This is a genomic window from Rania fehmarnensis, from assembly GCF_056494185.1.
Genome location: NZ_CM151398.1, coordinates 9321115 through 9334193, shown reverse-complemented (window position 1 = coordinate 9334193; position 13079 = coordinate 9321115). Strand labels below are relative to the sequence as shown.

Annotated in this window: 11 protein-coding genes; 4 read left to right on the top strand and 7 right to left on the bottom strand. The window is 54.4% G+C overall.

The annotated features are described in order from the left end of the window. Positions 1–148: 148 nt before the first annotated feature. Complete coding sequence (locus SH573x_RS31555; RefSeq protein ID WP_479352217.1) at positions 149–1636, bottom strand: vitamin K epoxide reductase family protein; 1488 nt, start codon at positions 1634–1636, stop codon at positions 149–151. Positions 1637–2212: 576 nt separating this feature from the next. Here SH573x_RS31555 and SH573x_RS31550 point away from each other — a divergent pair. Together SH573x_RS31550 and SH573x_RS31545 are read left to right on the top strand one after the other, a co-directional pair. Beyond that, positions 2213–2641, top strand: a complete 429-nt coding sequence (locus tag SH573x_RS31550) for an RrF2 family transcriptional regulator (protein WP_479352216.1) — start codon at positions 2213–2215, stop codon at positions 2639–2641. 9 nt (positions 2642–2650) lie between these two features. Next, complete coding sequence (locus tag SH573x_RS31545; protein WP_479352215.1) at positions 2651–3205, top strand: c-type heme family protein; 555 nt, start codon at positions 2651–2653, stop codon at positions 3203–3205. Between the two features lie 145 nt (positions 3206–3350). Here SH573x_RS31545 and SH573x_RS31540 read toward each other — a convergent pair whose 3' ends face one another. From SH573x_RS31540 to SH573x_RS31525, 4 genes are all read right to left on the bottom strand, one after another. Continuing rightward, complete coding sequence (locus SH573x_RS31540; RefSeq protein WP_479352214.1) at positions 3351–3812, bottom strand: hypothetical protein; 462 nt, start codon at positions 3810–3812, stop codon at positions 3351–3353. Between the two features lie 121 nt (positions 3813–3933). Next, positions 3934–4314, bottom strand: a complete 381-nt coding sequence (locus SH573x_RS31535; protein WP_479352213.1) for a pentapeptide repeat-containing protein — start codon at positions 4312–4314, stop codon at positions 3934–3936. A gap of 257 nt (positions 4315–4571) precedes the next feature. Next, entirely contained in the window at positions 4572–5213 is a 642-nt protein-coding gene (locus tag SH573x_RS31530; protein WP_479352212.1) for a hypothetical protein, read from the bottom strand. A gap of 179 nt (positions 5214–5392) precedes the next feature. After that, positions 5393–5845 (bottom strand): hypothetical protein, encoded by a 453-nt coding sequence (locus SH573x_RS31525; RefSeq protein ID WP_479352211.1) that lies wholly within the window; start codon positions 5843–5845, stop codon positions 5393–5395. A 187-nt stretch (positions 5846–6032) separates the two neighbouring features. Between SH573x_RS31525 and pepF the strand changes: the two genes are divergently transcribed. Both pepF and SH573x_RS31515 read left to right on the top strand, forming a co-directional pair. Next, on the top strand, positions 6033–7832 hold the full coding sequence (gene pepF, locus SH573x_RS31520; protein ID WP_479352210.1) for an oligoendopeptidase F: 1800 nt from the start codon (positions 6033–6035) through the stop codon (positions 7830–7832). A 153-nt stretch (positions 7833–7985) separates the two neighbouring features. Continuing rightward, positions 7986–8735 (top strand): sugar phosphate isomerase/epimerase family protein, encoded by a 750-nt coding sequence (locus SH573x_RS31515; RefSeq protein WP_479352209.1) that lies wholly within the window; start codon positions 7986–7988, stop codon positions 8733–8735. Between the two features lie 692 nt (positions 8736–9427). On the opposite strand, the gene SH573x_RS31510 is transcribed toward SH573x_RS31515, so the two are convergent. Together SH573x_RS31510 and SH573x_RS31505 are read right to left on the bottom strand one after the other, a co-directional pair. Then, complete coding sequence (locus SH573x_RS31510) at positions 9428–10990, bottom strand: transposase (RefSeq protein ID WP_479352208.1); 1563 nt, start codon at positions 10988–10990, stop codon at positions 9428–9430. A 113-nt stretch (positions 10991–11103) separates the two neighbouring features. Further along, entirely contained in the window at positions 11104–12774 is a 1671-nt protein-coding gene (locus tag SH573x_RS31505) for a sigma-70 family RNA polymerase sigma factor (RefSeq protein ID WP_479352207.1), read from the bottom strand. Between the last annotated feature and the right edge of the window lie 305 nt (positions 12775–13079).

Here is a 13079-nt window from a genome sequence, read left to right as displayed (position 1 = left end):
GAGAGACTCGGCTACGTGGATGAGTCTCTCCGAGACTCGCAAGCTAATGGATCGACCGACGACGGTCTAATGCATTGGACAAAAGAATCGCGGCGGACAATCTATGGTGGTGATGCAACCGAGTCTCGGAGAGACTCGGCTACGTGGACTATTTGGGCTGCTTGTTGATGGTCGAGATCAAAGTCTCGGCCGAAGTCATTTCGCCGGTCATGACTGCGTTGGAAAAGACCAGCTTGGGCACTGGGCCCGCACCCAAGCGTCGATAGATATCGACATGCTTGGGCAGGTACTTGGCAGCAGCAGGCATCTCGGCATTCAGCTTCTCAGCGCCCACCATTTCGGTGGCTTTGGTGCGAGCTTGCGCGGCAGTAGGAATGGAAGGCGTGGTCATCAGCCATTCATGGTACTCGGCAAACTTAGACGGATCGGCTTTCCACACGGCCAAAGCGATCTTCGAGATCTCGCACGACTCGCGATGACCTGAGTGTTCGTTGGTTACGGTGTCGTTGCATTGACGGCTGAGTGGCACGGGCAGCACGATGATGGCCAATTGGTCACCCATCTTTTCGCGGGCACCCTTGATGGCGCGCTGCGTAGCCCGGCAGTGCTGGCAAGTGTAATCGAACAGCTCAACAAAGATGTGGGGTGCGTCGGGTGAACCGACAATCGGCCATTGATGCGGACGCAGCTTTACATTGGCACCCGATAGGTGAACGGTGCGTTCGGCTGGTTTTTCTTCGGCTTTGGGCGCATCTGCTGGCTTGTCATCGCTTTTCTTTTCGTCAGCTACTTGGCTGACCAGGATGATCTGTGGGCTGGCTAGCAGGCCAAAAATCGCGCCCGACTTGACCAGTTGTTGACGAGTCCAAGCGGCCGGACGAACTTGCAAACTGGCCTGTTCGTCAGGAGCCAAGAAGACTTCTTCACCTTCCGAGGGTGCATCGAACATTTCGGCATCATCGGCAGGCTCACCGGCAGCCGGTACCGAAAAGGTTTCGATGGTATACGTCGGCGGTGCGGGTGTCGCTATTTGAATGATGACCATACCCAAGGTTCCCACCGAGCCAGCGGCGGCACACAGACCTTTAATGCGTCCGCTCAACGGGCTGAGGGTCAATGTCGACAGGCACAGCAAAATACCGCAGGTGTGGGCACCCAAGCACCATGGACACAGATGCTCTAGCACAAACACTTGCAACCAGATGAACCACAGGGCGGCCAGACCGGCCGAGACCCCGGCGGCTGTGACGATGCCCCATGTCCATTGGCGGACCTGCGAAGAATGTGACGAAACAGCCGACTTGGCCGAAACCAGCAGCGCAGCCAAGACACTTAGGTAAAGACTGCTAGCCCAGGCTGCCACGGGCACGCCGAGCATGGTGGACCACTTGCTATGCAGCACGTGATCGCAATCAAACAGACCACCACCGCAGCCCAGAATCTTCGAACTGGTAAAAGCGACGTAGCTCAAATAACCCGAAATGGTCAGAGCCGTCGTGCTCAACAATAGCGCAGCGCTGAATAGCCACGGCAAGCGATTCTTGACCGCTGCTTCCGGACGCACCGCAAAGGTGGACGAAGGAGCATAGGAAGCCGCAGGTTGTTTCGACGCCGTCGAAATCTTGGAGGTAGCCATGGTGAGTGTCTATATGTGATTTGGTTTCTGACAGCGCAAGAATGAGAGGGGCTATCAGTGGTCAGAAACGGCAAACGTCGCGCCATTTCTAACTATATGAATGAACCTACCACCGGGCGACAGCAAAATTAATCGAAATACAAGTTTTTCTGTAAATAGCTTTTAAAAATTCTGAGCCGCAATGCATGTAAAGCCGGCTTGGTAAAAGGATCATTCTGAGTCGCCTATTCTCAACGCGAGACAACTAAGCCGAGGGCGTTAGCCCCGGTTACTGGAGTGCCGTAGGCGTTAGCCACAGTTTTGATGTGCTAATCCAGCGTTACCGTAGCCTGCATGAACCACTGGTCATCAGCGCTTTAACGTTCCTACTCCTACTCCTACTCCTACTCCTACTCGAAAAGGAGTACGAGTAGGAGTACGAGTAGGAGTACGAGTAGGAGTACGAGTAGGAGTACGAGTAGGAGTACGAGTAGGAGTAGGAGTTAGCAGGAAACGGACGTCACTGTGTACACTTGACCATCGAGCCTCCTAAAGGTAAAAGAGGTAATAGTGGTACCTGTTTAGCGAGTTTAGTTGATGCGTCTAGCGCTGCATACCGATTACGGATTGAGAACGCTCATGTATCTAAGCGGCATTAAGGAGCGCGCGACAGTGGGGCAGATCGCCGAGTTCTTTCAGATCTCGAAGGATCATTTGTCCAAAGTCGTGCAGAGCCTTACCCGCTTGGGCTTGGTCCGCACGGTCCGCGGTGTCGGTGGCGGTTTGGAACTGGCCACCGGGCCCGAATGCATCACCATTGGCGACGTGATCGAGAAACTGGAAGGGTCAACCCAGTTACTGGAATGCGTGGGAGCCGCCACACAGATCTGCGTCATTCAACCCAACTGCAAACTCAGACGAGTGTTGGCTGAAGCCGAACGCATCCAGATGGAATATCTCCGCTCGGTCAAACTGTCCGATATCGCCAAACCAGGTAGCCAGCTAGTCAACCTCACCAAACCTTAGGAGAGACTTATGGTTTCAAGTTACGCACTTCGCTCGTCGCTGGTTCTCAGCGCAGCTGCCCTGTGGCTGATCACCGGCGGACTGCCCATGTTGGTCAGTCCCGTACACGCTCAGTCAAAAGAGCAACCGCAAGACGCCGCCGTCCAACGGGCCCGCAAGACCGTCAAGATGCTCGACGGCATCTACAAGAACGCCATTGTGCTGGTGACCACACATTACGTCACCGAGAAATCCGACGTGCCAGCCGGCACCGCTTTCAAGAAACTGTTCGAGGTCGCCAAGCAAGAAGGCTGGCATGAAACGCGGTTGATCGACGCCACAGGCGAACCGTACGAACCGGACAACGTTGCCAAGAGCGACTTTGAGAAGAAAGCCATCAAGGAGATCGTCGGCGGCAAGCCTTACGTCGACCAGGTCATTGAAAAAGACGGCAAACGATATCTCTTGGCGGCCACCGCCATTCCAGTCGTCATGAAGAAGTGCGTCATGTGCCACGAAAACTACGCCAAAGTCCCCGAGGGCCAAGCCATCGGCGCCCTCGGTTACGTCGTACCCATCGAGTAAAGCCCCCTCACGTAGGCGAGTCTCTCCGAGACTCGCAATCGAAGGACTTCATTCTTTATCTGCGAACGATAGTCTAATGCGCTGGATTAACTAATCGCGGCGGACAATCTATGGGGCCCTGAAAACGAGTCTCGGAGAGACTCGGCTACGTGGGCCGATTGGTTCGGCGTTTGCCTTCTGACGATATAGCCATAGTATCGCTTCGAGTCAGCGACTTTATGTGCTGCGTTCGTCGGAAACGTAGAGCCGACCAGTCTTCGTCAATCGCGACCTGGCGAACCGGTTCGAAACCCGCATCGCCCAGAACAGTCCAGCCAGTATCGCGATTAAATTCGCACTTGTACTTCTTCGACGAACCTTTGGGATAGGCGATCCAAACAATTGCATCACCTTCTGTCGCTTTGGCGAAGGTCGACGAGACAAGATCGCATTCAGCCTGCGTAATTGCAAAACCAATTGCAAATGGCGTTTTCAATTTGGCCGTTGCTTTACGGAGTAATTTTACTCCGACGAGTTGCGAAAGCTCGGCTTCGAAAGATCCGGGGGCGTTGAGCGCCAGGATTGTATCGCTAACGCCCAGATTAAGCTTCTTGAATAGCGGCGTCATTTCAGTTTCTCTCTGGGCTTGGTTCGCATTGCTTATCGTGTGGATGTTTGCGTTTCAGGTATTCGAAGATCGCAAGATGCGGGTCATCGATCGTATCGAAGTTTTCCATCGAGTCATGCTACTAGCGCCCGCGGCAATTGACAAATTCTACGTTACTCAATTCCGCGTCGTCAAAGTAAGTTCGGCCGCCAATCGCATCGTTACCGAGATCGCAACCAACAAAACGGCAGTCGCAGAGTTTCGCACGCTTGAAGTCGGCCCCACGCAGGTCGCAGTACTCAAAAATCACGTTACACAATTGGGCGCGGAAAAACGACGCCCAGTACAAATCGCATCGTAAAAAAGAAACTCTAGTAAGCTGCGAATCATCGAAGGTCACGCCTTCGGCTGTGCGATCTGCAAATTGCAAATCAGCAGCGATCAGTTCGCTGTGATCGGAGCAGTTCTCAATCGTGAGAGGTGCATTCACGATAAACCTTACCGCTAAAGAACAAACGCTCATCGAGCTAGATGTCTTGTAGTATAGGTCGAAGGCAAACGCCGAACCACGTAGCCGAGTCTCTCCGAGACTCGGATTACTACGCATCAGCGTCACGGAGAGACGCTGCAACGTGAACGTTCAACCTAGTTGCTGCCGACGCAGGCAGAGCCTGCAAGGCAGTGGGTTACCAGGCAGAGCCTGGTAACCAGGCCGCACCACGTAGCCGAGTCTCTCCGAGACTCGGATTACTAGAATCGTAATGTGTGCCTTGAAACACATCAGCGTCTCGGAGAGACGCTGCTACGTGAACGCCCTTGGCTTGGTGGGGCAGCTTTGAAACGCTCGGCTTCGCTCTGTGGTACGGGAACAAGTTGGTTGAAGATGTCCTTTAGCTTATCGTTGGTGTCCAGCCACTCGGCGCCATCGGGGTATTCGAAGCCAAAGTTGCTGCAAGCCCAGCAGAATGTTCCGCAGTAGACGAGCTTAGGGCCCCAGGGCTCGCCATTGGGTTCGTCTGAATAGATACGCACCCCGTGGATTGGGAAATGGCAGAAGGCACCGCCCTGATGTTCCGGCAAGGCGATCTGATTGGCCAATTCAGACAACAGCGGCTCCATTTCCTTTTTGCTTAACTTGCGCTGCGAGATCACCGAGGTCGTAGCTTCGTACGGAGCAACGGGAAATCTTTGCTCTTCGTCGTCCTTCAAGACGTCAACCTTCCGCACATCATCGAATTTGAGCAAGAAAACTTCGACGACTTTAGCTTCGCGAATTTGCTTGGCAATCGCCACGCGATAGTCAGCTCGAGCTTCTCGAATCCGCTCGTCATACACCTTCTTAGGCGACTCGACTTGCGCAATCGCGTCCAAGGACAAACAGAGCGTCAGCAAAACAGGGATGGTCAATTGATTGATGTGCATTGGACTAGTCTCCAACGTGCTCGACTAAAAACTAGAGGTTTGTTAGATGTCTCAAGGGTAGTCGATTTACACGTAGCCGAGTCTCTCCGAGACTCGCGAATACTAATGGAGGATTTTGTTCTGGATCGGCGGATGATTGTCCAATGTGCTGGATGAAACAATCGCGGCCGGGCAATGAGTTACTCTGCCTCGCTGTTGTGTTGAGCACTCGACCCCGCAGGAACATTTTCAATTCCGCCCGACAAGAAGCCGTCCATAGTCTTCTGCCGAAACCAATAATACCATACGTATACAGATGCAAAGACAACGCCGCGGATCATTCGTGACACAGCCATCTGCGCGGCACGGCTGCCTTCGGGGAAATCATTCATGTTCCATGCGTTTGTCGCAGTTAGTCCCAAGTAGTTGATAGCCACGAGCAATCCAAAGATTTTCGCTACAGAGTAGTCTCCAGCAAATACGCGGACGCCGTAGTAAACGATCGCTCCCGACAATGAAATGACACCCAGTGCCGATGGCAGGGAAACGACACCATTTACAACTGCGATCGCCAAAAGCGTTGCCTGTGCTAAGCCAGCAAAAAGTACCGCGTAGGCTGACAGTATTCTTGAACCAACTGGCGATGGCTTCATTGTGCCGCGATTTGCTTAGAAGGAGCTATGAGGGAGTAGGTAATATACCCGATCACTCTCCGCCGCTAAACGAATTAGACAGAGGAAGACAAAAACTCTTTACCCCGAAGCCACCGATTGACTCCAAGGCGATCCTACGCGAAAACGGGACGCTGTTCGTCACTGCCCCGTCTATCAGGAGAGAGCTTTGGCCACTGTAAAGCGTGTTCCGGCCCGTAGCGAAGTCGACCCCAAGGATTGCTGGGATCTATCAAGTCTCTACGCAAACGATTCCGATTGGGAACAAGATCTCAAAAAATTCAAAGAACTTATCGGTGGCTTTGAAAAGTTTCGTGGCCAACTGGCTAGCCCGGCCAAATTGTCCGAATGTTTGAGATTCGATACGCAAGTCGATCTGCTCTCGGAACGCCTGGGCACCTATGTCTTCTTGAAAACCACCGAGGATCAGGCCAACGATCTGTACCAGGGCATGATGGGGCGTTTTCAGAACCTGGCCGTCAAAGCCAGTCAGTTGGCGAGCTACATTCGGCCCGAAATCTTGTCGCTCGATCAAACCACCATCGATGCCATGATGGCTAGCGAAGAACTGGCCGATTATCGTTTGGTGCTCGAGCGCATCGCCCGCTTCAAACCGCATACGCTTTCCGACAAAGAAGAATCACTGCTGGCCATGCAGGGCGAAATGGCTCAAACGGCCAGCAAAATCTTTCGGCAACTAAACGATGCCGATCTGAAATTCGGCTTTGTGACCGATGCCAAAGGCGAAGCCGTCGAGCTGACCAATTCTACGTTCAGTCAACTCTTGATTTCGCCTGATCGCGGTGTGCGGCGAACGGCTTTTCACCAGTACTACGAACAGTTTCATGCTCATGAAAATACCCTCGCCGCTACCTTGGCCGGCAGCATCCATACCGATGCCTATTACGCCAAAGCTCGCGGCTACGCTTCGTCGCTCTCGGCAGCCCTTTTCCCAGATAACGTCCCGCAAGCTGTTTACGACAACTTGATCGGTACGGTGCGGAGCCAATTGCCGGCAGTGCATCGATATCTGGAAGTGCGTCGGTCGAAAATGAAGCTACCGGATCTGCACCACTACGACACCTACGTGCCGATCCTGGCCGACATGGAACAAACCCGCCAGTGGGATCAGGCGATCGAAACGGTTATCGATTCGCTATCGCCGCTGGGTGAAGACTACTGCCGCCAGCTGCGCACAGGGTTAGCTAGTGGTTGGTGCGACCGTTATCCCAACCAAGGCAAGCAGAGCGGAGCCTTCAGCTGCGGCAGCTTCGAAGGCAATCCCTACATCATGATGAATTACAAGCCGACCGTGCTGAACGATCTATTTACGCTCACGCACGAAGCGGGTCACTCGATGCACAGTCATTATTCCGCCGCCAATCAGCCCTTCCAGTATTACAACTACACGATTTTCGTAGCAGAAGTGGCTAGTACCTTCAATGAGCAACTGCTGACGCATTATTTGCTCAAGAGCACCAGCGATACGCGGCTGAAGGCCTACTTGCTCAACCATGAAATCGACAGCATTCGGGCCACCATCGTGCGGCAGACGATGTTCGCTGAATTCGAAAAGCTGACGCACGAAATGGCTGAGCGGGGTGACGGCCTGACCGTGCAGGCGTTCCGCGATTGTTACGGAGAGCTGCTGAAAGCTTACTTTGGCAGCAATTTTGTGATCGACCAGCAGCTGACGCTCGAGTGCTTCCGCATTCCGCACTTTTACCGGGCGTTTTATGTTTACAAATACGCGACCGGTCTGGCGGCGGCAATTGCCTTGTCGCGCCGCGTGCTGGAAGGTGGCACGGCCGAACGAGCCGACTACCTGCGATTTCTCAGCAGCGGCTGCTCCCAAGATCCGCTGGACCTGCTGAAGGACGCGGGCGTCGACATGACCACCCCTGCCCCGATCGAAACCGCCCTGCGGCACTTTGACAGCCTGGTCGCCGAACTGGACGCCTTGCTTTAAGTTCGGGGGCGGGCCATGAACGCTGCACCCCGCAGCGGCTCCCGGCGGCTGAGCACTCCTGGAATTACCGGGTTGCGGGTTTGCGCTTTGATGGCTACCCTTTCTGGCAGCGGACATTGCGTCCAGATCGGTTGAGCTTCAAAGGAGTAGGTTGTGTACATAGCGGTTTCGACGGATTGTTTCCCTGACATTCCCATGCCGGATGTCGTCGAGACTTTCATTGACCTCGAGTTTACGACAATTGAAGTTGCTTTGCACGAAGACGGCGGGTTGCTAAGCCCCAGTCGGTTGCAAAACGAGATGGATGAGGTCGTGCGCGTTGTTCGCGACAGCCATCGCCTGGATCTGTGCAGCTTTGATGTCTATATCAACGCTCAGGGCCAAGACTATTACGCGCAGTTCTCCGACGTGTGCGCACTGGCCAAAGCTACCAAAGTTGTAACCTTAACGGTGCCATCGGGCGAACTGGGCACGCCGTTCAATGAAGAAGTCGAACGGCTGCAAGAGCTCGTGCGCGTCGCCGAAACGCAAGGCGTACGCGTAGCGATGAAAAGCCAGATCGGTCGCCTCAGCGAAGATCCCGATACGGTGAAAGTTCTATGCGACAATGTCCGCGGCCTGGGGCTGACGCTCGATCCGAGCGAATACTACTGCGGGCCGTATCGCAACAAGAACATCGAAAAGATCATGCACTATGTCTTCCACGTCCACCTGCGCGATTCCAAGAAGGATCAATTGCAGGTGCGAGTCGGCCAGGGTGAGATCGAATACGGCAAGCTGATTACCAGTCTGCAGCGCGTCAAATATGACCATGCGCTGAGTATCCAGATCAAGCCGATGCCGGATGTCGATCAGCGCCAGGAGCTACGCAAGTTGCGATTGCTCTTGGATTCGCTGTTGTAATTTATGTCACCTCTCCAAGGCTTTGCCTTGGGGAGGTCGAATCGAGCCCTAGCGAGATTCGGGAGGGGTCTGGGCAGTGAAGGTGGTTAGTACCGCAGGAGTCTTGCCTGGCGCTGTGCCCCCTCCCGCAGACTTCGGCTGAACGCCTCGTCTGCGACCTCCCCCGCTGCGCGGGAGAGGTGACAGTTACCTCTCCAAGGCTTCCCCTTGGGGAGGTCGAATCGAGGCTTTGCGAGATTCGGGAGGAGTCTGGGAAGTAGAGGTGGTTAGTACCGCCGAAGTCTTGACTGGCGCTGTGCCCCCTCCCGCAGACTTCGGCTGAACGCCTCGTCTGCGACCTCCCCCGCTGCGCAGGGGAGGTGACAGTCACCTCTCCAAGGCTTCGCCTTGGGGAGGTCGAATCGAGGCTTTGCGAGATTCGGGAGGGGTCTGGGCAGTGAAGGTGGTTAGTACCGCAGGAGTCTTGCCTAGCGCTGTGCCCCCTCCCGCAGACTTCGGCTGAACGCCTCGTCTGCGACCTCCCCCAGCTGGAGAGCGATGCGATAATAGCAAAGCGTAGTCTCTTATTGATGTGGGGCGGTTGTTTTTTTGCTGACTCAACGCGCTGGGGAGGTTGTTATTTACGAATCCTGGTTCGTCTCGAGGCGAAATTTAGCCCAGACTGCCCAAAGCGGCGATTTGAACGGCTTTTTTCACCCGATTGCGACAGTCGGTGCGCAGCGCTCCACGGCAAGCAGTTTTGCCAGTCGTTTGACGTTCACTGTGAAGCATGTCATCAGTTGTTGGATCTTCACTTTTGCCAGACCGCAGTATCTTGCACAACGACCGCGCCCGTGCCGAGCCACTTCCCCTAACTTCCGTTCGATGGCCGGATGCTCACGCCGGACTTGTTGGTATTGCTCTGTCTTGGACTTCTGACGAGCACGTTTGTATTCTTCTTCATACTCATTCTTATTCACTCGTCGACCTCGACGGCTGGTCTCTTTCATCTTGGGGTTGCACTGCGCGAGCAACGGACAGCCCCAACATTTCTTAGCCGGAAAGTCGAACGTCGTGCGGTTAGGCTTCGTGGCATCTTGAAATCCTTTATTGGATGTGTGGCCAGCTGGACATGTCACATGCTCGCCGTCTGAGGTCAATGCAAACGCCGTCGAAGCAAAGCCTTCATCGTTGCCGAAGTCACGCGGCGGTGTGATCACATCAACTTCCATCCCGCCAGGGCCTTCCAACGTGCGCAGCATTGGCCCGTTAAATCCCGCGCCGTCAAGGGATAGCTGTTCGATCTTGTTGCCATGAGCTTGCTGTTCGCGTTCAATCAGATGAACCGCGTCTTGGGCCTCAGCACCGTTTGCCGGAAGCACCTCAAGTTGAGTGATCAGCTGGCTATCGGCGTCCATCAACACATCGACCAAATAGCCGTCGTAAAACTCGCCATGCATTCCGCGGCGGGCATCGCTATCAACCACGCTCAGCGTGCGATCACCCTGACCTGGGTTCAAGCAATCGCTCACGATCTTTTGAGCGAGCGCACGTACTTCGATGAATCGTTTCCAAGACTCTTGGCAATCACTCTCTTGGGATGGATCGGGCTGCTCGAGCATCCACGTCAGGATGTCGCCGACTAAATCCAGACGAGCATCAAGGCGAATCTCCTCGGATTCTTTCTCGGTTTCGACGCGGCTTCGATCGGTTCGGATACGGAATCCTTGAGCGACCTCAGCATCAATGGGCTCGATAGCAGCGAGCATCTTTTCTCGCAGCTGCGCCAGCAGTTTCAACGTGGTGGGCACAGCAATATTGGCATAGACGTGTGTGGCATCTTTAAGTCGCAACCGATCGCTGACAAGGCCCTTGCTGCGCGCGAAGCTGATCAGTCGGTCGAAAACTTTCTGCATCCCCTCTTCTCCGATGCGACCCCGAAAGCGACTCAAAGTACTTCCGTCCGGCAACTTACAAGTAATCGGCACTTGCAGAAACCAGCGGAACAATAAATCCGAACTGGCTCTTTCTAGGACTTTGCTGTCTGATAGATGATAGAGATATTGCAGGTACAACACCTTCAGGAGGAGGATTACTGGCAGGGTGGGCCTACCTCCCTCACGACAATAATACTTCTCCAGCTCAGGCCGGAAACTTTCCCAGGGGACTATCTCCAACGCATCTAAAAGGGGCGACTTGAGCGGCAGCACACGCTTATAGATCGCCAGATCCGACGCACGAATCTCAAACAAAAAATCGCGATGGTTCGTTAGCATAATGATTGCACCGAGTTGGAACGTCGGCCTCTTCAACCATAATACCCATGCCAGAGCAAATTGGAATTAAATCAGCACTCTCAGCTGCGCCGGGGAGGTGACGAGGTGACGCTTTAGTCAGGCAGTTCGATGTGCTCGGTGGTGGCGGCTTCGCGGAGTTTGCTTAGCGCCCGAGCTTCCAGTTGGCGGATGCGTTCTTTGGTCACACCCATGACTTCGCCGACTTCTTTCAGAGTCAGAGGTTCATGGCTGTGGTCCAATCCGAAGCGACGGATGATGATCTGTTGCTCGCGTTCGTCCAGACGATTGAGGATCGAAGTGATCTGCGACTGACGTTGTTGATGGGCAATTTCCATCGCGAACTGGTCAGCTCGTTCATCTTCGCGGCTGAGCAGCACTTCTTCACCAGCGGTGCGGAAGCGATCCTTGTGCTTATACTCGTCGGGAATTGAGCGGGCAAAGTTCTTCATGATCGCCCAACTGGCGTAGGTGCTGAACTTGTTGCCACGAGCGTAATCGAACTTCTCGACGGCTCGAATCAGCGACATGTTGCCGTCGCTGATCAAACCAAAGAAGTCATCGCTGCCGCCGACATGGCGTTTGGCGATCGAAACCACCAAGCGCAAGTTGGCTTGCACGATTTGGTTCTTGACGTCGACCGATGCCTGATACAGACGATCGATCTCATCCATCAAGGACGTCTTGGGATTGGCACTGTCCAGTTGTTCGCGCAGTTTGGCTGCTTGGAACTTCAGGAAGTTCATCTTGCGGAACAAGTGGTATTCTTGCTCGCGTGTCAGCAATTGCACGTCATACAGCGAAGCCAGGTAGGTCGGCAGACCTGCTGGTGGCTTCATCTTGCGTGGCGGAATGACTGGCTCGGGGGTTGGGCTGAGGATGTCGGCAACCGTGGCGGCGTTGGCGCCTTCGAAGATCTCGTTGGGAATGAATTCCAACGACAGCTCCATCAAGCGTTCTGCTCGCTGCTCGTTCAGGATGCGGACGATGCTACCACGTACGCGACCATAGCGGCGGCACAGTTGACTGATGCTCACACCACGCAGGCTCTGTTGGTAGATCGAACGCTTGTCGTCGTCGGTCAGTTCTGGCCGTTGGTCAGGGAAGACCGCCTGGCTGGGGTGACGACGATCATGATTTTTAAGCGTATACCGAATGGTTTCGACACTCCGATGCACTTCGTTGGCGACGCGTCGGGCAACTTCGGACAGGTTGGCTCCATCGATCGCCAGGTTGCGAGCGCGTTCGATGATCTCGGCGCGTTCATCATCGGAGAGTTGGCTGAAGCGTTCGCCTCGTTTGACGCGACGCAGATTCTTCGATACGAAGCGTTCTACGCTGCTGTGCAGAAAGCCCACGCGCTTGCGTCCGTCGCAAACGAAGCGACGACTGACCAAGCCTTGATCTCGCCAGCGCGAGATGGTCTTGGTCGACACGTTGAACATTCGGCTGAGTTCTTCAACGGTGTGAACCGGTTCGGTAACTTCTTCCAAGCGGAGGTCGAGCGAATCGCTGACGTCTTCGACAAACAGTCGCAAGTCGTGCGCCGCATCGGTTCCGCTGATCATCCGCCGCACGCTGTCGGTGGGCCGATAATCGGTGACACGGAAGAAAATGAACTCGTACGGATATTGACGCTTAGCGTCCAGTTCGCTCAATAGTTTTTCCGCTCGTTCGGCTTGCTCGAGCCGCTTGACGCGGGGGGCATAGCGAACTTGTTGGTCGCGCAATTCACGCAGTAGAGCGATACGATAGTCTTGATGCATGATCAAACCTTATCCCTGCTTGTGAACCAAGTCTTTTTTCAATTCCCTGCGGTTTCCGACCGCCAACTAACGGTTCACGGGCTGGGTTGAACCTCATCATGAGGATCAGCACAAACGCGTCCGACACTTTTTGGTTGGTGCTTGCCAGCCTTCCAGCTTGTCAGTCTAACGCGCCGCCGAGAGCCGAACAAATCCAACCACTTACGAATCCGGGAGGATTCAACCACCAATAAGAGCTAACTCGATCGGAGTCAGCCGCCTTTCGCTTGTTCGGCGAAAGTCTCTACCTATTGGTATAGGGAGGA